This window comes from Candidatus Villigracilis proximus, assembly GCF_016717045.1.
In the GTDB taxonomy this organism is placed as follows: domain Bacteria; phylum Chloroflexota; class Anaerolineae; order Anaerolineales; family Villigracilaceae; genus Villigracilis; species Villigracilis proximus.
In genome coordinates, this window is sequence record NZ_JADJUO010000011.1 from 184,613 (window position 1) to 210,657 (window position 26,045).

The following is a 26,045-nucleotide window of genomic DNA, read 5'->3' on the forward strand; positions in this document are numbered from 1 at the left end:
TGTTAAGTTTTAGGGGCAGGCTATTAACCTGCCCCTTGATTTTTACTCGGGTTTTGCTTCTTCTGTGGATGAGGAACCGGTCTCTTCCGCGCTTTCAACTGCTGCGGCTTTCTTCGACTTTTTCTTCGCCTTGGGTGCTTCCACTACTTCTGCTTCAACAGTTTCAGCCTCAGATGAGGATTCGCTTACTTCGGCAGGTTTGTATTCACCCATCGCGATCGACTTGAGCACTTCGAGCGCCTTGCGGGTCATCACACGGCTTGCGGATTCCATTGCAATCGCTTCGCTTAATTGCTTTTGGCCTTTTCGTCCGCCTTGCAGTTTGGAAAAATCCATACCTTGCATGGCAAGAGCGTTGAGGGTCGCATTGTATTCAGCGTCCAGTGCTTCATTATCCAATTGAACGCTTTCCTTGCGGATGATCTCATCAAGGATCAAACTACGTTCAAGACGTTTTTTTGCAACTGGCTTTACTTCTTCTTCAATGAATTTTTCGCGGGTCGTCTCGCGGACTTTGAAATAGGTTTCCAGGTCCATGCTTTGTTGCGCGAGGCGATTGGAAAGATCAGACAAGACATGCTCGGCCTCATGTTCAAGTGCGTGTTCGTGATACTTGATGGTTGCAATTTCCTTGACCTTTTCAATCAAGTCTACAAAATATACATCATCATATGTATTCTGTGAGCGGCTTTCCACATCTTTCTTCACAGCTTCGGTCAACGCTTCCATGGTTTCGCCAGCGCCGGTCATTTTTGCGAAGGCGTCGTCAAGGTCGGGGAGAGTCACACCGCGCACGGTCTTGACAGTCACTTCGATCTCAACATCCTTGCCCTTGAGTTCTTCAACTTCCCAGGTTTCAGGGAACGAATGTTTAATGGTCTTGTTCTCACCAGCCTTCAAACCAGAAAGTTCTTTTGCAAAACCATTAAAGGGCCATTCGGTATCACGGTCTTCCTTACGGACAAAGGTTGCAAAACCTGTGCGGTTAAGTTCGGCGGTCTCAGAGATAACGTCCACCAAAACATAATCGCCGACTTCGATGGCGCGGTCTACATTTTCGGTGCTGGCATACATCTGACGCAGCTCTTCGATGGCGGCGTCGAAATCTTTTTGCTCAGGAGCCTGCCATTCATAAGGCATACGGACAGAGTAATAATCACCCAGATCCACTTCAGGAGCGAGGGGCACACGGAATGTGAATTTTGGAGGAACGAGGCTATCCACTGATTCGAGAGAACCAGTGGCACCGGGGTTTACATCCGCTTCTTTAAGAATGTTGGAGTATTCCGCATCGATTAAAAGGTCAACGGCCTGTTCGGTGATCGCAGCATCGCCAAATGTGCGCACTACGATCTCGTATGGAGCCTTGCCAGGGCGGAAGCCCGGCACCTTGCTGCGCGAAGAAATTTTTGTGGCAGCTCGATGTTTGAAGGTGTTCATTTTTTCCTGATCGATTTCAACGATCAGTTTTACGGAATGGTCTTCCTGGTACTGTTTTTCGATATTCAAAGTTTCCTCCAGACCCAAAAGGCCTAATAACCTGAGTGAGTCCAATAAATTTTAAGTGGGGATGAAGGGAGTCGAACCCTTACACCTTGCGGTACATGTTCCTAAGACATGCTTGTCTGCCAATTCCAACACATCCCCGGTCATCCAATGAGCGGGCGGAATTATAAAGCACGGACAGAGGAGCGTCAACAAGTTTTCGATTTTCGATTTGTTGTTTTTCAGTGAAATATTGGCGGTATAATCGCGCTCTTGTAATTATTTTGACTTTGGAGAATATTCTTGAGCCGTGTCATTAACCCCGATTCTGTTGGAAAAGAAAGAACCCGTTTAACAAAATCCATCGTTTTATGTATTCGTGAGCTTGCAAAACAGACACAGGTCACACCTGAGGCGAAGGATCTGGCTTCATTTATTGCTCTGGCGTTACAGGCCATCTCTGAGGGGATTGAGGTTTCAGTCATCGCGTGGGAAAAGCGTGACTACTGGGTAAAAGCTGATAAATTCCGTATGGAGTGGATGTGGGCTGGACAATTGGCAGATAAGATGAAGGCGGCTGTCCTCGGCGATGACTGGGCGACGATCGCCATGCTCATGCCTCAGATCGCCTCGAAGTTTGGCAAGATCGTCGTTTCAGACAATCATCGGCTGGGAAAGCCCTGGACAGGTGCATACACATTGCTGGCGTTACACCGAAAGTTACAATAAACTGTTTTTTAATTAATAACAAAAAAGGCTCGCGAGAATTCGCGAGCCTTTTTTGTTATTTGCTTTGAATCTTCTTTAGATGTTGCTTGGTGTTGTTGAGCAGGTCGATCATTTGCTCGCGGATGTGTTTGCTGAGATATTGAGTCTCCAATGTGGAGAGAGGGAGGAAGCGCGCACCTGCTACCACGTGGATGCAGTTCGTTGCTCCGCACAGACAAATGAAAGGCGCCTGCATTTCCCATTCAGTGGATGGGTAGAAGAATGAAAGTTCTTCGCCTTTTTCAATATCACGGCGGGCGATCATTAGCATGTTTTCTGTGTCGAGAATTACATTGGGATCACAGGAATGATTGAGTGCGGCAAGTTTACCAACGTGTGTATGCTTGTCTTTTGCGATCTGCACTGTGAAGCGATTGGGTTTGTCCATGATGTTTTCGCTCGGCATGACACAGATCACTTCACCTTTTTTGTATGTTTGCTTTGTGATCAAAGTTCTAAATTTATTTTCTGTTCTTACTGAAAGTGTTTCCATTGTTGTTGAAACCATTTTTCTTGTTTCTCCTTTTATTTTTTTAATTCATAAACATAAAACATCATTGATGTAGTATAGCGTTAATAAATTTTATTACAAGGGTTTGATGGATGAATTTTGAATATATTAAGGTTGAGTAATTAAAAAAATAAAAACATCAGCGTGTGTCTGATGTTTTTTTTTTTAGATGTTGTTGAATGTGATACTTAAATTATTTTTTATGCGTTCAAAGTAGTTTCATTTGGATCGCAGCGCGATGCCCGTTGAATAATAAATAAGGTGCGGCTCGTTCGGCGATCACACCCAATTTTTTTAATGAATATAGATCGCGCAGTTGGTTTATTCTTCTCGCGCTCATGATGGCGTCGGCGCCTTTTAATCCAATGCCAGGGATGCGGATCAGTTCTTGTTTGTCGGCTTTGTTGATCTCGACTGGTTTGTCTGCCAGATACATTTGTGCCCAGGCTTGTTTTGGGTCGGCGTGCAGCGGCAGATTGCTTGATGTTGTAAATGGTAAATCTTCAAGATCAAAGCCATAATCTCGCAATAAAAATGAAGCCTGGTATAAACGGTGTTCACGCATCGGATCTACAGCGGCTTTGTTTTCAAGCGGCGTATCTCGAATAGGATGAAATGCAGAAAAATAAGCTCGTTTGAGTCTTACGTTTTTATTCAACCAGTCTGTGATGGTTAGCAGTTCAAGATCACTTTCATCGGAGCCGCCTGCTACAAATTGAGTGACGGTTGAAGGCCAGCGGCCATTCCAAAATTTATGAGCAGGGACTGTTCTGCGAATTTCTTCAACCCATTTCAAAGGCTGTAATAGTTCTTCGATGAATATTTTATGTGGCGCAAGCTTTGCAAGCCTTTCGGTATTTGGCGCTTCAAGGTTAACCGAGACGCGGTCGGCGAGCTGCATGGCACGATAGACCTGATCTTTTTCAGCGCCCGGCATGATCTTTAGATGGAGATATCCGCGATATTGATATTTCTTGCGCAGGATGTCTGCTGTATCGAGCAGCTTATCCTGAGTCTTGACTCCGCCTCCTGCTATGCCGGAGCTGAGGAATACACCTTCGGCGGCTCCACTCTGATTCAGTTTACTGAACAGCCCAGCGAATTCATCAGGTTTAAAAGTGGCGCGGCGAAAATCGCGCCCGGCACGGAATGGACAATAGAAGCAATCACGCTCGCAGGCTGACGAAAGGGTGGGGGCGGGAAGTGACCGCGGTTCCGGGGGGGGGGTTGGTTTTTTTTCAAAAATTCAGCCTAAGGAGAGTTACGAAAATGGCAGATAAAAGTCAGGCGCACGATAAGCAGGTTCTACATAAGTTGGGGTATGCACAGGAACTTTCGCGCCGCATGAGCGGCTTCTCGAACTTCGCAATTTCATTTTCAATCATTTGTATTTTGGCTGGTGGTATCTCTGCCTTTCCCGCTGCGTTCAATGCTCTCGGTTCCGGCGGCGCATTTTTGATCTGGTTGGTCGGCGGCGTGCTCGCGATGAGTGTAGCGGTCGGCATGGGACAGATCGCTTCGTCATTTCCAACGGCTGGCGGTTTGTATCACTGGAGTTCCCACCTCGGCGGTAAATTCTGGGGCTGGGCCACGGCCTGGTTTAACCTCATTGGTTTGATCTGTGTGGTCTCCTCGGTGGATGTGCTGCTCTACACCGTATTTTTCAAAGATCTGCTGCTTGCAACGGTGCTGGGTGTGGATGTTTCTGCCTGGGGTACTACTCAACAAACGATCTTCCTTGTGATTGCTCTCGGTTCACAAGCGATCTTGAACCACTATTTCATTAATATCACCACCAAACTTACTGATCTAAGTGGATATGTCATTCTTGGCTTGACCGTTGTTTTGATCGTCACTTTGTTTGCTTTCAGCTCTGTCCCTCTGGATATTACCCGCCTTTGGACTTTCCAAAATGTGACAGGTGATGCCGGCGGTGGTGTGGTTCCGTTCCGCACTGAGAATGTGGCATTTGCCTTCCTGCTTGGTCTTTCATACGTGTGTTACACCATCACAGGTTTTGATGCTTCTGCGCATACATCTGAAGAAACACAGGATGCACAGGTGAATGTACCCAAGGGTATGTGGACCGCTGTGTTCTGGTCATGGGTCTTCGGTCTCGTGGCGGTTGCGGCTTATGTTCTAACGATGCCAGATCTAAAGGAAGCCGCTGCTCTCGGCTGGGGTTCGTTCTTCTATATGTGGAGCGCCTCGAGGATGCCGTATGCCTTGAGTTTGTTCCTTGCTATAGGCATGGTGCTTGTTAATTACATTTGTGCGCTGGCTGGTCTTACCTCCACCTCACGCATGATGTATGCCTTTGCCCGTGATGGTGGCCTGCCCGCCTCTGAGGCGCTTGCCAAGGTCAGCACTGTGTATCGCACTCCTGGAACTGCGGTTTGGGTTTCAGCAATCTTTGCATTTGCAAGCACGCTCTATGCTCCTGCTTACCTCATTCTGGCTGTTGCCTGTGCTGTGTTCCTTTATATTTCCATGGTTATGCCGATCGCAGCAGGTCTTATTGCTGAAGGCAGCGCCAAGTGGAAGGAAAAAGGTCCATTCAACCTTGGCGGCCTTTCCAAGCCGAACGCCTTCCTTGCCATTATTTTCGGTATCGTATTGGCGATCAGCGGTTTCTTCCCGCCTAACGAGAAGGTGTTCTACTTTACGGTTGTCTTTGTCGTTGCTCTGTTTGGCTTCTGGTCGAAGAAAACAGCTCCCATGGGTATAGGTTTTGCAGTCGTTGGTTTGCTGTTGGGTTTTCTCCCCATTTCGGATGAGAATGTTCTACACTTCCTTATCCCTGATCTAACAACTTCCACTATTGCCATTGGCGTTGCCGTTGTTGCTGCTGTCATCACCTTTATGACTGGCGGTGAAGACCAGCGCTTTGAAGGTGTTCCCGAAGGCGATAAGATCAAACAACGCCAGAAGATGATCGCCGACATCGAAAAGAAATACGGCGAACAATAATATTCTGTTGTAAAGTAAAATTAAGAGCGGTATCTCGCAAGGGATACCGCTCTTATTCAAATATCGAGGAGCTACTCATGAAATATCTGCTCGGCATTGATCAAGGTACAACGCAAACGACGGCGGTCATCGTAAATGAACTTGGTGAAATGATGGAAAAGAACTCGGCTCAACTGCCGGCACGATTTCCACAGGCAGGTTGGGTGGAGCAGGAACCCGCGGATATTGTCCGCACGGTGAAAGAGGCTTGCGCGCCTTTGCTTGATAAGTATGATATTTCAGCAGTGGGGTTTGATAATCAGGGTGAAACTTTTATTGTTTGGGATAAGTCTACGGGCCAGCCTGTGACTCCCGCCATTGTTTGGCAGGACACGAGAGGGGAATCTGTCTGTAAGAGCATCGCTTCGCACGTGGACCCGAACCTGCTTCGCCTCAAAACGGGACTCCTGCTCGATAGTTATTTCTCCGCACCAAAACTCAAGTGGGTATTTGAAAATTACCCTGAACTTCGCGAGCAAGCCCATGACGGTAAATTATTATTTGGAACCACAGAGACCTGGGTGATCTGGATTTTGACACAAGGCAGGTTGCACGTTACCGATCCATCCACTGCGTCACGCACGCTTTTGTTTGATATGAATAAGTTTGAGTGGGACGATGAACTACTGAAATTATTCGACGTACCACGCAGTATACTGCCTGAAGTGAAACCGTCTGCTGGATATATCGGTGATGTGGACTTTGGTAACGGCAAGCCATTACCGCTACATGCATTACTGGTAGATCAACAAGCTGCATTATTTGGACAGGCTTGTTTCAAAGCCGGGGAAATGAAATGTTCGTTTGGGACAGGCAGTTTTCTGTTAATGAATATCGGTGATAAGCCAAAACTATCAAACAACGGCCTGCTGACGACCGTCGGGTGGAACTTTGAGGGGCACACTGCATACGCTTTCGATGGCGGGATCTTTGTCACCGGGTCAGCGGTGCAATGGCTGAGAGACAACCTCAAATTGATTCCTGATTCGGCTGCGAGCAACGAGGCAGCGAATAAATCTACAGACTCAGGCGTGGTGGTGGTGCCTGCTTTGCAGGGACTGGCCGCACCACACTGGCGGACCGATGTGCGCGGTGCAATGTTTGGGCTGAATCGCAGCACAAGCTCTGATGATATTGTCCGCGCTACACTGGACGGAATCGCCTGCCGTGTTTACGAAGTGGTGACGGCCATGTCACAGGACCTGGGACAAACGCCGCCGCATCTCAAAGTAGATGGCGGCCCTTCGGGGAATCCGTACTTAATGCAAATGATCGCCGACCTGCTGAATCTCGAAGTCCGCGTTTCGGCGGCGTTGGAAGCGACTGCGATCGGAATTGCGAATCTGGCAGGTGTTTCGGCTTTGGGTACTTCGTTTGAGTCATTATCAAGTAACTGGAAATCTGAAAAAGTTTATATGCCAAGGATTAAGAAAGAGGAAAGAGGAAAGAAGTTGGAGCAGTGGAATCGGGCGGTTGATGCGGTGAAGGGATTTCATGGGTAGGGGAGCGGGGTAGATAGGTAAGCAGGTATACAAGCAAACAAGCAGGCAGGTTTGAAATGACAAATACTATTTATGATGTGGCTGTGATCGGGGCGGGGGTAGTGGGGTCGGCGATTGCGCGTGAACTTTCGCGTTATCAACTCAAGGTTGCGTTGGTCGAGTCTGCGCCGGATGTGGGAATGGGAACTTCGAAGGCGAGCACTGCGATCTGGCACACCGGCTTTGATGCGAAACCCGGCACGCTGGAAGCGACGCTCATGCGGCGCAGTTATGCGTTGATGGATACATTCATGCCTGAGGCGAATATTCCGCATGAAAGATTGGGAGCAATCTTAATCGCATGGAATCAGGAGCAATTTGATTCTTTGCCCGCACTGCAAAAGAAGGCGCACGAAAACGGCGTGATGGATGTAAGTATTATTTCATCAGATGAAATTTACAAGCGTGAGCCGCATATTAATCAGGGTGCGCTGGGCGGATTACTCGTGCCCGGAGAGGGGATATTATGCACGTTCACTGTTCCGCTGGCATTTGCAACTCAGGCTGTATTGAATGGGGTTGAGTTGTTTTTAAATTTTCAGGTAAATAAAATTCAACGACAGACAGCAGACGGCGGACGACAGTCCATTGTCAATGGACTGTCGTCTGAAAGTGTCATTCATGCACGATATGTGGTCAACGCGGCGGGATTGTTTTCAGACGAGATCAATGCCCATTTTGGCCACACCAGTTTCACGGTCACGCCGCGACGCGGGCAGTTAATTGTCTACGATAAACTGGCGCGGACTTTAGTGAATCATGTGCTGCTTCCGGTGCCGACATCCAAGACAAAGGGTGTGTTGATCAGCCCAACGGTGTATGGAAATATTTTGCTCGGGCCAACCGCGGAAGATCTGCCCGATAAAACAGCCACGGAAACCACCGCCGATGGATTGGAGATGTTAATCGGTAAGGGACGTGAGATTTTGCCGCAGTTGCTGGATGAAGAAGTGACTGCTACGTATTCAGGGTTTGCGCGCGGCAACGGAGCACAGCGATTATCAGATCGAGATGCATGCGGAACAAAAATATTTGTGCGTGGGAGGCATCCGCTCCACGGGGATTTCGGCGGCGATGGGAATTGCCGAGTATGCGGTGGAGTTGTTGCAGGGCGCGGGTTTGCGTTTGCAATTGAAGGATGATTTTAAATCTGTAAAAATGCCGACCATCGGGCAGGCAAATGTGCGCCCGCATCAGGACGCGGAGATGATCGCGAGAAATCCGCAGTATGCTGAGATGGTTTGTCACTGCGAGCGAGTCTCACGCGGTGAGTTGCAGGACGCGATGAGCGCGACGATTCCGGCGACGACTTTGGATGGATTGCGAAGACGAACGCGCGCGTCGCAGGGGCGCTGTCAGGGATTTAATTGTCAGGCGGCGTTGGTGAAGAGTTTGGATAGGGGACAGGGTAATTTGCAGGAGCAAGCTCCTGCACTCCAAACACATAAACTCCATAATCAAAAAGATGTTTTGATTGTTGGGGCGGGGCCGGCGGGGCTTTCGGCGGCGATCGAGTTGAAGAAGCAGGGCGTTAAAAATATTCTGGTTGTTGATCGTGAGCCGGAGGCGGGTGGTATGCCACGCATGTGTCATCATACTGGGTTTGGGCGTGAGGATCTGTGGCGCATGTATTCCGGCCCGCGATATGCGCGATATTATCGTGAGCTTGCTGAGAAGTATGATGTTGAGGTGCGAACGTCTACGACGATCTTGGGGTGGGGTGATTCTGATTCTTATTCTTATCTCTAAACTTCGGAAGTCTTTTTTGGGTCTGATGGCAGGAATGACCTAAGAAAGACTTCCGAAGTTGCGTTGCAGTCTGATGGTGTGAGTGATCTTAGAAAGACTTCCGAAGTTATGTTTACTTCCCCAAGTGGACTGGGAAAAATTGAAGCGCAGGCTGTGTTGCTTGCAACGGGCGTGCGTGAACGTCCGCGGGCGGCGCGGATGATTCCGGCACACGTCCGCTGGGTGTGTTTACGACGGGCTCGCTGCAACGCTATGTCTATCAGGAGCATCTGCCGGTCGGCAAACGCGCGGTCATTGTCGGCGCGGAGTTGGTGAGTCTTTCGGCCTTGATGACGCTGCAACACGCAAATGTAAAATGCGTCTTGATGACCACGGAAGAATCAAAACACCAAATTGAATTCCCGTATATAGCAATGAAGTGGGCCGTGGCAGATATTCTGACGCGCACGCCGATCATGACGAATGTGCGCGTGACAAATATTTTTGGAAAAAAACGCGTTGAGCCAATTGAACTCACCCGAAGCGGACTTTCATCCCCTGAAGTTTTTACCGTAGAATGTGACACGATCATTCTTACCGGAAACTGGATCCCCGAAATGAGATGGCCCGCCTCGGCAGCCTGACCATAAATCCGCTGACGCGCGGACCGAAGATAGATGCTGAGTTTCGCTCTTCTGTGAATGGTGTATTCGTGGCTGGAAATTTATTACGCGGTGTGGAAACTGCCGACCGCTGTGCGATTGAAGGAATGAAGGCGGGCAAGTCTATTGCGAGATATCTGAAGTAATTCGTAATTCGACTTTTTTTCTTATGGTAAAGGTCCATCAGCAAGTTGGTGGACTCCATGGAATAAAATAGGGAGTAATGTCACTTGGAGTTGCACGTGTAAAAGCTATACTGAATAAAAAAAACAGGAGGCTAAGCATGTGTGAATTTTGTACGCAGCATGGAGAGGGAGAGAAGTGGTATCTGACCATGGAGAATTACTCAAAGGATCTGCTCGATCAAAATAAGAGGCGTGAATACGCGGCAGAATTCCTGAATGGATTCGATAAGCGTGTGCCGAAAAGCATCAAGCAATTGGACAAGATCCGCAGAACACCGTTGATGAAACTCGCAAAGCCGGTGTTGACTCACGCGCAGAAGCAGGATCATTATGGTCAGGTTGTGCCGATGGAAGATGTGGAAAAGATCTTTGACATGGTGGAGGGAGCAGTGCGCCTGCCCTGTGTCTGTCGGCGGGTGACCACGGGTAATATGAATGCCCGCTATTGCTACGGCCTGACTATGGATAAACAATTGATGGACTCGCTGGATGATTCCTTCAGCCTGGAGACTCTTTCAAAAGACGAAGCGTTGGATTCGATCCGCAAGCTGGATAAGGAGGGACTTGTCCATTCGGTGTGGACGTTTAAGACGCCGTTCATTGGTGGGTTGTGCAATTGTGATCAGGAGTGCATGGCCTACCGCATCACACATCGCGCAAAGATTATCCGGTGATGTTCCGCGCGGAATGGGTGGCAGCCGTCTCGATGGATGCGTGCAATGGCTGCCGGCTGTGTATGAGACAATGTCAATACGGGGCGATACGATATTCATCCAATAACAAAAAAGTGAGCATTGACCCGACGGCCTGTTATGGATGCGGCGTGTGCCGTGCAAGCTGTAATAAGAATGCGATCACCCTATCGCCGCGTGAGTTGGTGACCGGAGCGGCGGGTGTGTGGTGAGTGTGTAAAGAACCTTATAAATACCTCAGTTTACACAGTCGTATTGCGGGGTGGGGGAGAAGGGAAATACAGAAGGGAGAATGATGAATGAGGAATAAGAGCAACCGTCCCGTTGGAATGATGCGCTTTTCTCGTACGGTCTACTCTTTATTGCCCGCAGTCAAATAAACAGTAGCGGGGGAGTTGTCAGAGCGTGTATTCCATATTTTCACTTCATGGTTTCGATAAGTATTATTATCGCAATCATTGACAGTTCGCTTAAAATCTATATAATAAGTGTATGGATGAGCCTACAGAGAAAAAATCCCTGACCATTTCTGATGTAATGAATGCATATTTGCGGATGGTAGAGCGTTCTCGTAGTAAGCACACAATGCTTGCGTATAAGAACGCCTTGCATGTTTTCAGTGAAGTGTTGGAAAAAAAATCTCTCAAACCCGAGATCACCCCCATTGAAAACCTTACGGAAGAAACATTCTCCAAATTTGTGGATTACCTCAATGTCTATGCCACAGCTACCGAGCAGCTGTATTTGCAGGCGATCAAGGGCTTCTTCCTTTATGTAGATTCGGAAAGACTGATTGATGTAAACCAATCTCGTCTAGTGGTACTTATGCGACAACGTTCACGACGCCCTGGCGTCCGCATTCCACAGTTTCCAATTGATGAGATTGAAAAACTTTTAGACAAGGTTCAGGATGTTGAAAATCTGACCGTTTTAACCGACAACGAGGACGAGACGGCCAACGCTAAACTACGCGCATACCGTGATCGTGCCTTTTTGCTCACTTTAGCAGACACAGGCTTTCGTGTTCATGAAGCCTGTAATCTCAGGCGCGGCGATGTAGACTGGAACGAAGGTCGCGCTGTTATCATTGGTAAAGGGAATAAACAGGCAGTCGTTCGTTTTACTTCGCGCGCGCTTCAAGTCATCAAGGAATATTTATCACAGCGTGCCACACTCGATGGAAGCTCTGGAAAACAATTGAGTTCCCTGCCCGTCTTTGCCCGTCATGATAAAGGCGCCGGTAAAAAAGTAAAACCAATGACGCCCACCACAGGCCGCAATATCGTTAAAGAACGCGTGGATCAGTTTTTAGGCAAAGAAATGACAGGCAAGATCACTCCGCATTCATTTCGTCATTACTTTGTTACTTCTGCATTGCGCGGCACGGGAAACTTAAGAATTACCCAGGAACTTGCGCGGCATAAAAATATTCAAGTTACACAAAGCTATACTCACTTGTCTGATGAAGAACTTGACAAGGCGTATCATGATGTCTTTGAAAAAGGTGCATCACGTAAATCAAAATGACTATCTTTTTCCTGAAATTCACCATCTGACTTTAGTAAGATGAGTCTCACAATATTAGTATGGGATACGGTTAATTAATTTCCTCGCTTCTTTCTTTAACGTGAGCCTGATACGCCTTCGAAAGCATCTCTGCCCATTGACCGACTCTCCCCTGCCCCACCGGCTTGTTATCAATGAGAACGATCGGCACCACACCCCGCGAACTGGAAGTAAGAAATGCCTCGTCATATTTTTCGTTCATCTTCGGCGCATGATATTCAATCGACATCCCCTGCTCTCGCGCCAGCCTGAGGATCACATGCCGTGTCACACCAAGTAGAATTCCATTTTGTGCTGTGATCAGCGTATTTCCCTGTACCGCATAAAAATTGGAAGTCATACCCTCCAGAATTTCGCCGTGTTTTGTAAGCAGAATTTCAAACACATCCCTGCCCATTTGCCTGCGCTGATCGGCGCTTGAGGAAATAAATCCCGTATCTTTTACGCGCGGTGACTCGCGTGCCAATTCCGTAGTGACGACTGAAACTCCGTTCTCATATACCTGTTTTGCGATCGGCACAAATGGCTGAAGACCAAGATGGATGGTGCCGTCATTCCTGGTCAAGATCAAACGGACGCGTGATTCCTTGGGGAGATTTATTTTGACCAGGTCTGCGATCCTGATACGCAAAGTCGGCTCATCCACAGATGGAGAGAGTCCCTGCTCCAGTGCGGGACCGTATAATCTTTGTAAATGTGTGTGCAGACCCAAAACCTTTGTCCCATTTAATAGCGTGCTAAAGGTTGTGTAAAATCCCTGCGGAAGATTTTGCGTCATTTCGTCCAGTGTTCTGGCCTGTGTTTGGATCGGCAGATTGCCTGCTGGATCAATCTTAAATTCAAGTATGTTCATAGTTTGATTCTACACGTTTATGCTGCAAATAACATTTTTGATAGAAAAATTACAAGTACGAATGGATGGAAGTACTATATAATTCTCCAGTTCGTGAAGAATAGGCAATTCAAAGATGACCGATAAAAAACCAAGCTATCAGCAAGCCACTCAATACACCGCCAAAGACTTGCGGACAGTTGCCCGGACAATCTCTGTTCAGCAATTGTCGCGCCTATCCCTGCCCGAAGTGGATGCAGTGGTGGAATTGATCTCAAAAGTTGTTCCGGCGGGCAATGTGCCCGGTATGATCCTCAGCGGACTGGCCCGCCTGCCCGGACGACGTATTCCCGTTCAAAAAATGCAACAGGATGTCAACGCACTCTTTAGCGGCGTGGAGCAAATTCTAGACCAGGCTATGTATGGCGCCATCTTTGCCGGACCAGCCGCCATTATTTGGGGATATCAAAATCTGCTCAAACTTGCTGGAAAAGACCCCGATGCTGCTTTCCCCGAAGGAGCCTGGCAATTCTATGCAGGTTACGCCCTGCGTGAAGACACAGCCCGCCATACCAACGAGACACACGGATTTGACACCCTGCTTAATGAGCACAATATCCACTTAAGTGCAGTAGACCGCCTGACTGCATGGTTTATGGCTTCTGTCATGTGTCTGCATCAATACAATGACCTATTAAGAAATGAGTGGACCGAACGTGTTTCGATATCAACCCTTGAAGAAGCGGATATCAAACGAGCCAAGAAGCTATTCCGTGAATGGGAAACAAAACGTCCTTTTCGCCGCGAAGAAGATGCCGGAGATAAAGACTACCCCGCGTACCGTCAATTTAAATTCGAACAATTTCTACTCGATAGTTTGAAATCCATGCCGGCTTCCACCCATGAAGCATGGACTTCAAAGTTAAGATCCGCCAAACAGCAGGATCTGGGCGCCTATCAACAGCAAATGTCCATTTTGGCCTACCTTGACCCGGGACAATACGGCGAGACCCGTGTACCCTTTAGATTGCAAGATGCACAAATTGGAATTATCTATCGCGATAGTTATTATTTACTGCCGATCTGCGAGCAGGGTTCCAATAAACCGATCGACATTATGAATGCCCGCGCACAAATTTCAGCCATGCTGGGCTCGCCGTTTTCGTCGCCTTCACAAATTGCTTCGCTTACACGGGTAAAACGTTCAGCACTGCCGGGATTGCGGAATAAACTAAATCCAATGCTGGTTAATGATATGGATAATCTGCGCTTTGCGCCGATCATCATTTCAGCGGATGTTCGTACACGTTCCCTTCCGCTTTCAGAGCTGCGTCAGGCGGAGCGTGGAATTGGTTCGCACGCCTTGACCATCTTTGACACGGGCGAAACCTTTGTCTTCGATCAATCGCATATCTTTTTTGATGGCGCCTGGGGCATTGCCCTGTCTGAGATCATGACCAATGAGGCTTTATCGTGGGCGCGTTATTTAAATATGCTGCCCTCCCCTGCCCCGGCACAAACCCGCATTTACACATCACTCACACTTCAACTACAGCCAGCGGATATTAACCTCGTACAGCAGGCACCGCGTATTTCACCTGAAGCAGGCGCAGAAACCGATAAGGTAAATCTCAAGGCTTGTCTCGCTTTGCGCAAACAGTTCAAGCAAAGGAATGACCTGATCCAATTAACGATCAACGATCTGCTGGTACTCTACCGCGCCATTCATGCCGCAACTTATAAACCCTCCAGAAAATTACTGGCTGAAATCGATATTCTCGCCGCCACTCAGCCTGAAATTGCATTATCCCTGCGTCAGCTTGTAGAAGAAGCGAGCCGCACCAATCCGGCCATTTTGATTCCGATGGATGCCAGTCTCAAAGTCCCGCGTGAACGGATCTATCCACTTAATATGGAAGTGCCGCTCATGGAGCTTAATCTGCTTGGCTTGCACGGGCAAACCATGAAAATGCTGGATGCCTACGAAGCCTCTGCAGAAGATCGTCCTGCCATGTATTCTGGATTCGATCATCTGCAAAATTGTATCTTGCATCGCTGGCTGGCTTTGGCGCATTTTTAGCTCGCGCCAAAGAGATCGCCACACAGGGGCAAAGTGCCAGCACAGGTGCGATAAAATTGCTCGCTCACTTACCCTGCCGCTTCAACGTCTTTTGGATAAGATCCCCGAACAATTTGAAGTGCTGAACAACATCTTAAAGGGACGCGAAGTATTTTCAAATGTCGGCGCGGTGGTCTCAACCAGTACGTTAACCCGCTTCATGACAGCCAAAGATGATAATACGCAAAAGCAACTTGCCTGGGGCGTAATGACAGACTCCAGATCGGTCATGCGAATTCATCTGCGCGATTTCCGTCCGCAAGTGGCAACACTGCTGTCCATTGGCCGCAAAGACCTTGCAAATATGGTCACCCAGGATTATCTGGATGCCTATGCCGATGGGCTGAATGTCTATATCCACGACCTGTCTCGCATCACTCTTGCAAGCCGTGAAACCACACCCTTATCCAGAACCAGAAAGCAGAACCAAAACAAAATATGAAAGATCCATTGATCGGACAACAGCTTGCAAATTTTCGTGTGGAACGGCTGCTCGGCCAGGGCGGTATGGCTACTGTTTATTATGGACTGGATGTTAAACTCGAGCGCCCGGTTGCCATAAAAGTAATTGACAAGCGTTATAAGAACGAACCCGCCTACGCCAGCCGTTTCGTCAATGAAGCGCGCATGATGGCAAAGTGGCGTCATGAAAATATCGTTCAGATCTATTATGCCGACGATATTCAGGGATACTCCTATTATGTAATGGAATATGTGGATGGTCAGGACCTTTCAACGGTCATGTCTGTGTATACAGACGAAGATGAGTTGATGCCCATCAAAGATGTCCTGCGGATCGGTAACGCCATCGCCAGCGGATTGGATTACGCGCACAGTCAGGGCGTGGTGCATCGCGATATCAAACCATCAAATGTTCTGATCTCAAAAGACGGACGCGTCCTGCTTGGTGATTTTGGCATGGCACTCGAGGTGCGTGACGGCTCCATGGGAAGCATCTTCGGGACGCCTCATTACATATCGCCCGAACAGGCCAAAAGGTCGGCAGATGCGGTTCCACAATCCGACCTTTATTCATTGGGGGTCGTCCTCTACGAAATCCTCACCGGCGCAGTCCCCTTCAACGACCCATCGCCTGCCAGCGTTGCCCTTTTGCACATCACGCAGCCTCCCCCGCTGCCCCGCAGTATCAACCCTGAGATCAGCCCCGCCGTTGAAGCAGTGCTTCTAAAGGCGCTGGAAAAAAATCCACAAAACCGTTATCAAACCGGCGCAAAATTAATGTCTGCGTTAGACATCGCATTTAAAACCACAGGCTCAGCGCCCAAAATGAGTCTTCCACCTTTGCCGGCCGGCGTCCCCACTATTAGGCGCAGCGAAACTTCCATCGCGCAGATCGCAAAGCGTGATGTGCCAAAAGCAAAAGAACGCACATTTCAAAGACCAGCGCCGGAATTGCCCGTCGTGACAAGCACAAAGGATCGTCCGCAAAAAAGATATGGCTGGATCTATTTCATCATTTTGCTGCTCGTTTTACTGGGGATCGGCGGCTGGTACTTTATGCAGGGCGGATTGCCCTTTCTGAAAGAGATCTGTCACTGCAACATTTACCTCCCCGCCTCCTGCCTTAACCCTTACGCCTGTTCAGCCCGACCCAAACATTCGCTCCGCCCTCGGCCACTTCAACGGAGCCGCTGCCTACAGCATCCTCGATTGCATCTTCCACAGCGCTTCCCACTGCAACCGAAGTACCAAACACAGAAACACCTGTGCCCTCCCCTACTGACTTGATTGTTGTTCCTACGATCAAATATCCCGACGGAAATAATTTCACATTATTTTGGAACGAGACAAGTTTTCACATGCTTTACCGCGGACGGGTTGCCCGTAGTTTCTCAGGCTTTGCTTTTGAACGCCTCGATGAAAGCGGACAGCCCACAGACCGCTTCACCGGTCATCGTTGGGAAAATGGAAACTACACCAACTTCCCGTCAAAATATTGTGTCAGCATCAAAATTTACGGCGACGAAGTTCCGCCCTATATCGACCCCCTCGATTGCAGCGGCGCGTACGCCAGCATCATCCAACTACGCCCCGATGAGCATCGCGGACTATTCTTCTGGTATCCAAAAGAAGGCTCCACCGAATTCCGCGTGCTATGGGTCGGCGAGGAAGTGGCCCGCTGTCAAATTGATGCAGGCACATGTGAAGTATATATTCCATAGATAAATTATCAAAATAAAAAAAGTGGATAATGCGCATCATCCACTTTTTTTATTTAACAAGTCACTTTTACAGGCTGAAGCCGTTATGGAAGTACAAAATTAAATACAGCCAAATATTGACCTTCCGCTTCGCTTAATTCAACAGTTAACCCGTCAATTGGCTGTTCGGGGAAATATAACTGCGTGGTCAGTATTTCTGCATTTGGGGCCTGCACTTTAACGTGGATATGCCCGATCGGGCGGGACGAATGCAAGCCGGGGATGATCGTCTCAAGATAATAACGTCCCTGCTCATCTGTGAATTGATGTCCGCGCAGGGTGTAGCCTGTGTTATCGTATTCGCCGTTTGCATCTGCCTGCCAAAAAAATCAAGCCATGCATTGGCAATCGGCTGGCATTCTGCATTTAGAACATAGCCGATGAGAATAAGTTTATCGCCCTGTATACTTTCTTCGAGCAATGAATTTTTTTCGGGTGTGTTGGGCATATAGTATGGGCCTTCTTGATCTTGCGGTGTTACTCCTGAACAGACGGGCATTTCAAGCGCAGAGAAAATATCTGCTGTGGGGTCTGCGGCAGGGACAGGTGTGGCAGTTTCTGTTTGAGCGGCGGGAATGTTATTGGGGGATGGATCCATTTGGGTCGGCAAAGGACCAAGAGTGCCTCTGATGGCGGGTCCATACGGCCGTACAATTGGACCGCAGGCGGTCAACGTCAATACAATTAAAATAAGCAGTTTTTTTGGCATGTTGTTTTCCTTTGAACATTGACGGGAATATAAAAAGCACTCTTACCTTGATATTACGAAGAAATTATGTGCGACAATTGTGATACCATGTTGGCTATTAACAAAAACCAAGCAAACAAAAGGATGCCGAAAACATGAATCAACTCTTTATCTCCTACTCGCGAAAAGATACTGAATTTGCCAGGCGCCTCGCTGATAGTTTCATCGCACAGAAAATGGAAGTTTGGGTGGATTGGGAGGATATTCCGCCCAGTGTAGATTGGATGCGCGAGATAGAGAAGGGCATCGAAGAAGCAAATGTTTTTGTTTTCATTGTCAGTCCTGATTCCATTAACTCAAAAGTTTGCGCCGAAGAAGTGGCGCACGCCATCAAGAATGGCAAGCGCATCGCGCCCATCGTCGCACGCGATGTGGATTTTAATCAGGCGCCGCCGACCCTCTCACATTTGAATTGGATCTTCTTTTCACGTCCGCAGGATAAATTTGAAGAAGCCTTTGAAAAAGTGATGACCGCCATTCAAACAGATTTTGACTGGGTGCAAACGCATGCGCGATTACAGGTAAAGGCACTCGAATGGGAAAGAAACAAAAAGGAAGTTAGTTTTCTTTTGCGCGGAAGTGATCTTAAGGATGCAGAGGCGCAAATTTTGGTTAACACCGAAAAGACTCCCACGTCCACTAATTTGCAGCGTGAATACATTTTGGCGAGCCGTACCGATGAAGATGCGCGGATCGAAAGAGAACGGGCAAAAGAGCAGCAGTTGGAACTCGAAAAGAAACTGGGGAGCCGCCTGCGCCGGTTGACCTATTTGTTGCTGGGTGTATTTTCCGTCGCTTATGTGATCTTATTTGCCTGGCTAAACTCAGTGACAAGTACTCTGGCTGTCAACTCACTTAAGGATCAAATGCTCGCGCTGGTGGAAACAAGCGTTTGTTTTATCAATGGCGATGAATACAGCAGCTTTGTCGCAGCTTTTCCCTCAGCAAACAGTGACGTATATGATGATTATTATTATTCAGATCTTGATTTTTTCATGAACGACGTGATTGAAACCAATAAAAATATCGACACTGAAGTTGTGCTGTACACGATCATCCGCGGAGACACACCGGATGAATACCTGATCATCGCCTCCACAGACAAGGCTGAAGATGTCCCATATCGAACGGCCATGCCCGTAAGGCAAAACTCCCCGCAGATTGCGGGGCTTGAAGCAACTGTAGCCGATGTAACGATCACAGAAGATGAATGGGGCACCTGGATCTCCGCCTGCTCCCCCATCCACAGTCCCACTCAGGATTCTGTCGGCGCGTTGTGCGCAGATTTTAACGCCCAGCTTTTGGAAGATACACGCCGAAACGTAACCATGACTCTGGGGATCGCCTTCCTTGTGATCTATCCGGCCATGATCGCACTGGTGGTATTTACAACTCGCTCTTTCCAAAGTAAACGTAATATTGCTGTTAAATAAAAAAATCCTTGACACATCCCGTTTTGTTGGTGTAAACTCGGAACATAGCAATAAAAATCCACTAAAAAAGGAGCGCACTCTTGATGTTGAACACAATCTACACAACCCCTGATGCAGTTGGCATTTTGCCTTCTCGGAGTGCGCCTATAGTAGACCGACACTAGGTCTTCTTTCTGTCCCCTGTTTGTTTTGGGCTGCGGCGTACTTGCCGCAGCCTTTTTGTTTAAGTTTTTACCGGTAAAACTTAAACTCTTTGTTTCCCACGTGATTTGCTTTTGGAGATCCACAATGAATACCTCAACCACCTCCTCATATTTTGATTTCCGCAATGCGCTGAATGAAAACCGTCTAACCGGTTTATGGCGCATGATGACGGACTTCCGGGTTTCATACCTCGGAGCAACGATTGCACTCGCCATTTCGGCGCTGGCAAAAACCTCTGTTTACATCTTGCTGCGCTTTTTTGCAGACGATGTGCTCGGAAAAGGCCGCATGATCGGATCGACCATGACCCAGACCTTTCTCTGGATCGGAGTCGGATTCATCCTCCTGGCCTTTATCGAAGGCGGCGGCGCGTTTCTTTCGGGACGTTTAGCTGCCTACACCGCCGAGGGCATTACCCGCCGTTTGAGAGATTTCCTCTTTGACCATATTCAACGGCTTAGCTTTGCGTATCACAGCGCAACGCCCACCGGCGACCTGATCGAGCGCGTCACCTCTGATGTGGATGCCCTGCGCCGCTTCTTTTCAGAGCAGGCAATTGGCGTCGGCAGAATCATCCTGTTGTTCTTTATCAACTGGGCTGCGATCCTGTATATCAATGTGCGACTCGGTCTGCTTTCTGTCATCACGATCCCGCTCATCTTGTGGGTCTCGCTCTGGTTCTTCAAAAAAGTGACCAAGGCTTACGAAGATTACCAGGCTCAGGAAGCGATCCTTTCGACCACCCTGCAAGAAAACTTAACCGGTGTGCGCGTGGTGAAAGCCTTTGCGCGGCAGGATTACGAAAAGAAGAAGTTCGAAAAAGATAACTGGATGAAGTATGTAAAAGGCAAGCTGTTATTGCTGATGCATTCCCTCTTCTGGCCGCTTTCTGATATTGTGCTGGGCGCGCAGATGCTGTTTGGATTTATCTACGCCGCGTTCATGGCGATCAACGGAGAAATTACCGTTGGTGACTATGTAGCCTATGTCGGTTTGCTGGTCTGGTTGATCTTCCCCATCCGCAATCTGGGGCGCACGATCGTGCAAACCTCAACCGGCATGGTCTCCTATCAACGCTTGATGGAGATCACCAAGCAGGCTCGCGAAGACCTCGAAAGCGGACTGGTGCAGCCAAATCAACCGGCGAGAGGCGAGATCGAATTCAGAAACGTCTCGTTCATGTATTCAGACGGCAAGCATGATGTCATCAAGGATATCTCCTTCCACATCAAGCCGGGACAATCCATCGCGCTGCTCGGCTCCACAGGCTCCGGCAAAACGACCATGGTCAATCTTCTGCCGCGCTTCCACGATTACACCGGCGGAGAGATCTTGCTCGATGGCGCGGACTTGAAAGATTATCCGCGCAAGTATCTGCGTGAGCAGATCGGCATTGTACAACAGGAACCCTTCCTGTTCAGCCGTTCGATCCGCGAGAATATTTTGTACGGTGTGGGCCGCAAAGTGACTATGGAAGAGATCGAGTCTGCGGCGAAGGCTGCGGCTGTGCATGATGTAATTCTGACCTTCCCCGATGGCTACAATACCGTTGTAGGTGAAAAGGGTGTCACCCTCTCCGGCGGACAAAAACAGCGCGTGACGATCGCCCGCACCATTTTGAAGAATCCGCGCATCTTAATTCTGGACGACTCTACATCCTCTGTAGACACAGAGACCGAAGCTTCGATCCGTGAGGCGCTGAACAACCTGATGGAAAACCGCACGACCTTTATCATCGCCCATCGCATTCAATCCGTGATGAAAGCCGACCTGATCCTGGTGTTGGATAAGGGACAGGTCATTCAAAAAGGAACGCACGAAGGATTGCTCTCTCAACCCGGCGGCATGTATCGCAGGATCTATGACATTCAAACCAGAATTGACGAAGAGTTGGAAATAGAAATTTCGAAATCAGAAATCTAAATTATGAATTATGAAATAAATTCATAATGAACATGAGGAGAAAAGGTGATGGCTGAAAACCAGAATGATCTACGTGAACGCACTACTGAATTTGCTTTGCGCATTGTCCGCATGTATACGAAATTGCCGAAGACTACTGAGGCACAAACGCTGGGCAGACAGGTGCTGCGCTCTGGAACTTCTGTCGGCGCTCAATTTCGTGAAAGCCAACGTGCCAAATCAGATGCAGACTTCATCAACAAGCTGGAAGGCTGTTTGCAGGAAGCGGACGAAACCGCCTACTGGCTTGAACTCCTTGTTCGGTCTGAAATTGTCCCTGCGGATAAGTTTGAATTTCTCCGCAAGGAAACGGATGAGATCATCGCCATCCTCGTAACCATTGTTACAAAAGTAAAGAAAAGAATTGGAAAGCTATGACATGCAAATTCAGAATTTGGATTTTTTTCATAATTCCTAATTCATCATTCTGAATTTATATTGGAGATACCTATGTCTGAAGAAACCGAAATACTCGAACTCGAAGAAGAAGAATACACATCAAGCCTGACCTCTCCGGTGATCTGGCGCATCTTTGAATTGCTCAAGCCGCACTGGAAGTGGGTTACAGGATTCTTGATCACCATTATGCTGGTCTCCAGCATGGACGCGTACTTCACGTATCTCAACAAGCAGATCGTGGACCAAGGTATTAACCTGAAACAGTCCGAGACCCTGATCCGCATTGCGTGGATCTACGGCTCGTTCCTGCTGTTACAGGCGGCGTTCATTTTTATATTTATTTATCTGGCGGGTGTGCTGGGCGAGCGGGTGCAATATGACTTGCGCAAGATGCTCTTTAATCACCTGCAAGACTTGTCGCTTTCGTACTATGCTCAAAATGCGGTGGGACGTCTCATCGCGCGCGTGACATCAGATACGGGACGTGTTTCCGAGCTGGTGACATGGGGCATCGTGGATAGTGTTTGGGCGATCATGAATATCACCACGTCACTGACCTTTATGGCGATCATTAACTGGCGGCTGGCGCTGATCGTTTCGATCATTATCCCGGTCATGATCTTTGTGGCGACGAAGTTCCAAAAATATATTCTGGTGGAGTTCCGTCAGACACGGCGCACGAACAGCAAGATCACCGGCGCGTATAACGAGAACATTCAGGGCGTGCGCGTGGTCAAGGCGCTGGGACGTGAAGATGCGAATCTGGTTGAGTTTCAAGAATTGACCACACGCATGTATCGCGCATCGTATCGCGCGGCGTGGCTCTCGGCACTCTTCCTCCCCACCGTGCAGATCATCGCGGCTTTCGCGTTGGGGGCGATCGTTTGGTATGGCGGTGTGCAGATTCAGATCGGATTGATCACCATCGGCGGGATTCAGGCCTTCGTATCGTACCTGACCTTTATGATGTGGCCGGTGCAGGACCTGGCACGCGTATACGCTGAGACACAGCACAGCATTGCATCAGCGGAACGAATCTTCAAGTTGGTCGACACCCCGCCAGACATCCATAATAGAAGCGGTGCCATCGAAGCGAAAACTCTGCTCGGCGAGATCGAATTCGATCACGTGGATTTTTTCTACGAGGACAGGAAATCCGTTCTATCTGATTTCACGCTGAAGGTCAACCCGGGCGAGATGATCGCGCTGGTGGGGCCGACTGGCGGCGGCAAATCCACGATCGTGAATTTGCTCTGCCGCTTTTATGAGCCAGGCAAGGGCGTGATCCGCATCAACGGCGTGGACTATATGGATTACAAACTCGAGTCGATCCATAACAAGATCGGCATCGTGCTGCAAACCCCGCATCTGTTCTCAGGGACGGTGCGCGAGAATATCCGCTACGGACGGCTGGAAGCCAGTGACGCGGAAGTGGAAGAGGCCGCACAGGTGGCGGGTGCGCACGATTTCATTGTGACTCTTGAAAAGGGCTACGAACAGAACGTGGGCGAAAGCGGAAACCTGTTATCGGTGGGTCAGAAGCAGTTGATCTCGCTCGCTCGCGCAGTGCTCGCCAAACCGGAGTTATTCATCATGGACGAAGCGACTTCCTCAGTGGATACGTTGACCGAGTCTTTGATCCAAAAAGGGATGGAAGCCCTGATGAAGGGACGCACCTCCTTTGTGATCGCGCATCGCCTCTCGACCATTCGCCGCGCGAACCGCATCATTGTGATCGAGGACGGCCGCATCGCGGAGCAAGGCACGCACGCTGAACTCCTCCGTCAGCGCGGACATTACTACCGCCTGTACACCCAGCAGTTCCGCCACGAGTTGGAAGTGGCTTATGGTGTGACCGAAGAGATCATCGGCAGTGAACGCGAAAACATCACCGCTGACTCGATCATGGTCAGGCGCAATTCAGGCGAGGCGGTGGCGGCAGATTGAAATGAGTGATTAGGGGATTAGGAAAGAAGAAAGATGAAAGAAGTCCTCCGAGACCAAATCCCGGAGGACTTCTTTTTTGAGTAGATAGACGAGACTTCGGAAGTTTGCCAAAAGAGTACACAGCTTGGATGTATCAAAAAAACTTCCGAAGTCTTTTGCTACTCTGATTCGTTTGCCTGTTTCAAAATCTCTTGATACAAGTTTTCAGAAATAAAAAAGCCAATTTCTCTGCGCAGCGATTTCATGGCATTGCCGACTGAATCTATCTTCCCATGTTTTTTTGCATTTAAAAGCACGCCCAGAATTCCTACAGTTTTCAAACCCAGGGCTTTGGCGTGTTCGCGCCCAATTCGTTCGTCCATCACGATCATTTCCATGCCCAAATCCATTGCCAGTGTAATTGCCTCAGCTTCGCCTTTGTGTAATTCCAGAGATAGTGATCTGGCAAGCGGCTCGTTTTGAATTTCCTTGGGTTGAAGCCAGCCATTACCCAGCGCCTGTTGAATGGCATCTGTTCCGCGAAAATCAGTTTCTACTTTAAGCTCGGCTAATACGGATAAGGGAATGAAGACTTCTTGAAATTGGTCTTGAAGCAACTCAAGTTGTCCGATGGAAGAAAGGCCAAGAATTGGTGAAGTATCACTAACGACTGGCATATGCTATATCGTCCTGTAAATCCTGTTCATCATATTGGCGTGGAATGTTGCGTTTGCCCAGTAAAATTCCAAACTCAAGGTGTTTCATTTCTGCCAATTCGCTGGCTTTCCCAAAGGAAAGAATACCCTGCGCATATAAACTGAGGGCAAGCTCTGTCTTTAATTGACGTGTTTGCTCATTACGCGGAAGGCGGATTGCGCGTGCTACAGAATCAGGGATTTCAAGCATAATGGTCATAAATCACCTCGTTGACGTGATTATACCTGAAACAAAAAGTGGTATGAAATCACCGGACGATTTACAGCGCTATCATATAGCTCCAAAAAATTTACGGCTATAATCCGCTTTCTGGAGTATACAACAATGGCAAAAAAGAAATACTCGATCAACTGGGAGAACGACGAAGCAGACTCCTTTGAAGTGAACGGCATAAAATATGAATCACTGGACGATGTGCCAGACGAAAAAGACAGAGACAAACTATCCGCGATGCTGCACGCCGCATCTGAAGATGAGTTTGAAGAGATAAAATTTGACGAAAAGGAATTTGAAGAACTGCGCAAGTCCGCTGAAAACCCAGGCATGGAAAAAATCGTGCTGGGAATTTTCTCTGGCGTGGCTGCGCTCATGATCCTGATCTCTGTCATCTCTTCATTTTCGGCCATCCAAAAAATAAGCAAGGAAGAAACCGCCCCCGGCCGCGTAGTGGAGATGACCATGCGCCGCGAATACGTCAACGAACAGGACCGCATCGTCAACGAATATTATTATCCCATTGTGGAGTTCATTCCCATCGACGGCCGTAAGCGGACAGTCCAACTGAGCGAAGGCAGCAGCACACCATCCTACGAAAAGGGTGACGAGGTCACAATTGCCTACGATCCCGAGCATCCGCTCGATGCTCGTATCAAGTCCACGGGCAGTGCGATGTTAATGTGGATTCTGCCATCCATTACCGGTATTCTGGGTCTGGCCTTCGCAGGCGGTGTATTCGTTGTAAAAAAGGTCATGGCCGTGTAGTTAAAAGATATAAGGAAAAATCTGATATATGTCAACTTCTTCCACACCGAGAACATATTTTGGCATCATCGCGTTGATTGTTGCTGTGCTTTCTGTATTTGCGTTGGCCGCCAATATTGGATCATCCTACCTGCGAATCTCCCCCGGCACTTTTAGTCAAATAAACAATATCACCGCCCTGTTTTATTGCAGCCTCACCCCATTGGCTTTTATTCTGGGTGTTGTGGGATCCCGCAAAAAGAGTGACTCAAAACCCCTGTCAATTGCCGCAATGGTAGTCTCACTCGTCCCCTATCTGGTTCTCTTCGTAAAGTTCGTCTATTCGCTTATTTTCTATAATTAATTAATAAACTAG

General features: G+C 48.5%; 27 protein-coding genes, 1 tRNA gene and 1 pseudogene. 21 read left to right on the forward strand and 8 right to left on the reverse strand.

Annotated elements, in window-relative coordinates; translation table 11 throughout:
• Nucleotides 1–42: 42 nt before the first annotated feature.
• Both tig and IPL71_RS14200 read right to left on the reverse strand, forming a co-directional pair.
• Nucleotides 43–1,509 (reverse strand): trigger factor, encoded by a 1,467-nt coding sequence (gene tig / locus IPL71_RS14195; RefSeq protein WP_345322632.1) that lies wholly within the window; start codon nucleotides 1,507–1,509, stop codon nucleotides 43–45.
• A gap of 56 nt (nucleotides 1,510–1,565) precedes the next feature.
• Nucleotides 1,566–1,647: transfer RNA gene (locus IPL71_RS14200), tRNA-Leu, on the reverse strand.
• Nucleotides 1,648–1,788: 141 nt separating this feature from the next.
• On the opposite strand from IPL71_RS14200, the gene IPL71_RS14205 reads away from it, so the two are divergent.
• Nucleotides 1,789–2,214 carry a hypothetical protein gene (locus IPL71_RS14205; RefSeq protein ID WP_345322633.1) on the forward strand — a complete coding sequence of 142 codons (426 nt, stop codon included), beginning with the start codon at nucleotides 1,789–1,791 and terminating at the stop codon, nucleotides 2,212–2,214.
• A 55-nt stretch (nucleotides 2,215–2,269) separates the two neighbouring features.
• Here the strand turns inward: IPL71_RS14205 and IPL71_RS14210 are convergent, their stop codons facing one another.
• Together IPL71_RS14210 and IPL71_RS14215 are read right to left on the reverse strand one after the other, a co-directional pair.
• Nucleotides 2,270–2,761: an SET domain-containing protein-lysine N-methyltransferase gene (locus tag IPL71_RS14210; protein WP_345322634.1), complete on the reverse strand. Its 492-nt coding sequence runs from the start codon at nucleotides 2,759–2,761 to the stop codon at nucleotides 2,270–2,272.
• Nucleotides 2,762–2,972: 211 nt separating this feature from the next.
• Entirely contained in the window at nucleotides 2,973–3,701 is a 729-nt protein-coding gene (locus IPL71_RS14215) for a radical SAM protein (protein ID WP_345322636.1), read from the reverse strand.
• 9 nt (nucleotides 3,702–3,710) lie between these two features.
• Here IPL71_RS14215 and IPL71_RS14220 point away from each other — a divergent pair, with 9 nt between their 5' ends.
• The 10 genes and pseudogenes from IPL71_RS14220 (at nucleotide 3,711) to IPL71_RS14265 (ending at nucleotide 12,108) form a co-directional block, all read left to right on the forward strand.
• Nucleotides 3,711–3,947 (forward strand): hypothetical protein, encoded by a 237-nt coding sequence (locus IPL71_RS14220; protein WP_345322638.1) that lies wholly within the window; start codon nucleotides 3,711–3,713, stop codon nucleotides 3,945–3,947.
• Nucleotides 3,948–4,033: 86 nt separating this feature from the next.
• Complete coding sequence (locus tag IPL71_RS14225; RefSeq protein ID WP_345322640.1) at nucleotides 4,034–5,734, forward strand: amino acid permease; 1,701 nt, start codon at nucleotides 4,034–4,036, stop codon at nucleotides 5,732–5,734.
• A 77-nt stretch (nucleotides 5,735–5,811) separates the two neighbouring features.
• Entirely contained in the window at nucleotides 5,812–7,275 is a 1,464-nt protein-coding gene (locus IPL71_RS14230) for an FGGY family carbohydrate kinase (protein WP_345322642.1), read from the forward strand.
• A 56-nt stretch (nucleotides 7,276–7,331) separates the two neighbouring features.
• A pseudogene (locus tag IPL71_RS14235) lies at nucleotides 7,332–8,718 on the forward strand (NAD(P)/FAD-dependent oxidoreductase); the annotation flags it as partial.
• A complete protein-coding gene (locus tag IPL71_RS14240) occupies nucleotides 8,698–9,063 on the forward strand; it encodes an FAD-dependent oxidoreductase (RefSeq protein ID WP_345322753.1) in 366 nt (121 codons plus the stop codon). The pseudogene IPL71_RS14235 and the gene IPL71_RS14240, both read left to right, overlap by 21 nt.
• A 224-nt stretch (nucleotides 9,064–9,287) precedes the next feature.
• Nucleotides 9,288–9,686 (forward strand): hypothetical protein, encoded by a 399-nt coding sequence (locus IPL71_RS14245; RefSeq protein ID WP_345322644.1) that lies wholly within the window; start codon nucleotides 9,288–9,290, stop codon nucleotides 9,684–9,686.
• On the forward strand, nucleotides 9,665–9,850 hold the full coding sequence (locus IPL71_RS14250) for a hypothetical protein (protein ID WP_345322646.1): 186 nt from the start codon (nucleotides 9,665–9,667) through the stop codon (nucleotides 9,848–9,850). The genes IPL71_RS14245 and IPL71_RS14250 overlap by 22 nt, the downstream gene beginning before the upstream one ends.
• 137 nt (nucleotides 9,851–9,987) lie before the next feature.
• Nucleotides 9,988–10,563, forward strand: a complete 576-nt coding sequence (locus IPL71_RS14255) for a hypothetical protein (RefSeq protein ID WP_345322648.1) — start codon at nucleotides 9,988–9,990, stop codon at nucleotides 10,561–10,563.
• A complete protein-coding gene (locus IPL71_RS14260) occupies nucleotides 10,563–10,793 on the forward strand; it encodes a 4Fe-4S binding protein (protein ID WP_345322650.1) in 231 nt (76 codons plus the stop codon). The genes IPL71_RS14255 and IPL71_RS14260 overlap by 1 nt, the downstream gene beginning before the upstream one ends.
• Before the next feature lie 280 nt (nucleotides 10,794–11,073).
• A complete protein-coding gene (locus IPL71_RS14265) occupies nucleotides 11,074–12,108 on the forward strand; it encodes a tyrosine-type recombinase/integrase (protein WP_345322652.1) in 1,035 nt (344 codons plus the stop codon).
• Between the two features lie 70 nt (nucleotides 12,109–12,178).
• Here IPL71_RS14265 and IPL71_RS14270 read toward each other — a convergent pair whose 3' ends face one another.
• Complete coding sequence (locus tag IPL71_RS14270; RefSeq protein WP_345322654.1) at nucleotides 12,179–13,000, reverse strand: aminotransferase class IV; 822 nt, start codon at nucleotides 12,998–13,000, stop codon at nucleotides 12,179–12,181.
• Between the two features lie 115 nt (nucleotides 13,001–13,115).
• On the opposite strand from IPL71_RS14270, the gene IPL71_RS14275 reads away from it, so the two are divergent.
• The 4 genes from IPL71_RS14275 (at nucleotide 13,116) to IPL71_RS14290 (ending at nucleotide 17,281) form a co-directional block, all read left to right on the forward strand.
• Complete coding sequence (locus IPL71_RS14275) at nucleotides 13,116–15,059, forward strand: hypothetical protein (protein ID WP_345322656.1); 1,944 nt, start codon at nucleotides 13,116–13,118, stop codon at nucleotides 15,057–15,059.
• A gap of 91 nt (nucleotides 15,060–15,150) precedes the next feature.
• Complete coding sequence (locus IPL71_RS14280) at nucleotides 15,151–15,540, forward strand: hypothetical protein (RefSeq protein WP_345322658.1); 390 nt, start codon at nucleotides 15,151–15,153, stop codon at nucleotides 15,538–15,540.
• Nucleotides 15,537–16,847, forward strand: a complete 1,311-nt coding sequence (locus tag IPL71_RS14285) for a serine/threonine protein kinase (protein ID WP_345322660.1) — start codon at nucleotides 15,537–15,539, stop codon at nucleotides 16,845–16,847. Before IPL71_RS14280 ends, IPL71_RS14285 begins: the two co-directional genes overlap by 4 nt.
• Nucleotides 16,826–17,281, forward strand: coding sequence for a hypothetical protein (locus tag IPL71_RS14290; RefSeq protein WP_345322662.1), 456 nt, complete (start codon nucleotides 16,826–16,828; stop codon nucleotides 17,279–17,281). Before IPL71_RS14285 ends, IPL71_RS14290 begins: the two co-directional genes overlap by 22 nt.
• Before the next feature lie 83 nt (nucleotides 17,282–17,364).
• On the opposite strand, the gene IPL71_RS14295 is transcribed toward IPL71_RS14290, so the two are convergent.
• On the reverse strand, nucleotides 17,365–17,598 hold the full coding sequence (locus tag IPL71_RS14295) for a hypothetical protein (protein WP_345322755.1): 234 nt from the start codon (nucleotides 17,596–17,598) through the stop codon (nucleotides 17,365–17,367).
• Between the two features lie 565 nt (nucleotides 17,599–18,163).
• On the opposite strand from IPL71_RS14295, the gene IPL71_RS14300 reads away from it, so the two are divergent.
• From IPL71_RS14300 to IPL71_RS14315, 4 genes are all read left to right on the forward strand, one after another.
• Nucleotides 18,164–19,501 (forward strand): toll/interleukin-1 receptor domain-containing protein, encoded by a 1,338-nt coding sequence (locus IPL71_RS14300; protein ID WP_345322664.1) that lies wholly within the window; start codon nucleotides 18,164–18,166, stop codon nucleotides 19,499–19,501.
• A 288-nt stretch (nucleotides 19,502–19,789) separates the two neighbouring features.
• A complete protein-coding gene (locus IPL71_RS14305; protein ID WP_345322666.1) occupies nucleotides 19,790–21,628 on the forward strand; it encodes an ABC transporter ATP-binding protein in 1,839 nt (612 codons plus the stop codon).
• 48 nt (nucleotides 21,629–21,676) lie between these two features.
• Complete coding sequence (locus tag IPL71_RS14310; protein ID WP_345322668.1) at nucleotides 21,677–22,045, forward strand: four helix bundle protein; 369 nt, start codon at nucleotides 21,677–21,679, stop codon at nucleotides 22,043–22,045.
• Between the two features lie 72 nt (nucleotides 22,046–22,117).
• Complete coding sequence (locus tag IPL71_RS14315; protein WP_345322669.1) at nucleotides 22,118–24,013, forward strand: ABC transporter ATP-binding protein; 1,896 nt, start codon at nucleotides 22,118–22,120, stop codon at nucleotides 24,011–24,013.
• Nucleotides 24,014–24,171: 158 nt separating this feature from the next.
• Here the strand turns inward: IPL71_RS14315 and IPL71_RS14320 are convergent, their stop codons facing one another.
• Both IPL71_RS14320 and IPL71_RS14325 read right to left on the reverse strand, forming a co-directional pair.
• Nucleotides 24,172–24,669, reverse strand: a complete 498-nt coding sequence (locus IPL71_RS14320) for a PIN domain-containing protein (protein ID WP_345322671.1) — start codon at nucleotides 24,667–24,669, stop codon at nucleotides 24,172–24,174.
• Nucleotides 24,656–24,907, reverse strand: coding sequence for a UPF0175 family protein (locus tag IPL71_RS14325; protein ID WP_345322673.1), 252 nt, complete (start codon nucleotides 24,905–24,907; stop codon nucleotides 24,656–24,658). The genes IPL71_RS14320 and IPL71_RS14325 overlap by 14 nt, the downstream gene beginning before the upstream one ends.
• Before the next feature lie 126 nt (nucleotides 24,908–25,033).
• Here IPL71_RS14325 and IPL71_RS14330 point away from each other — a divergent pair, with 126 nt between their 5' ends.
• Nucleotides 25,034–25,690, forward strand: a complete 657-nt coding sequence (locus IPL71_RS14330; protein ID WP_345322675.1) for a DUF3592 domain-containing protein — start codon at nucleotides 25,034–25,036, stop codon at nucleotides 25,688–25,690.
• A gap of 28 nt (nucleotides 25,691–25,718) precedes the next feature.
• Nucleotides 25,719–26,033, forward strand: a complete 315-nt coding sequence (locus tag IPL71_RS14335; RefSeq protein ID WP_345322677.1) for a hypothetical protein — start codon at nucleotides 25,719–25,721, stop codon at nucleotides 26,031–26,033.
• Nucleotides 26,034–26,045 lie beyond the last annotated feature (12 nt).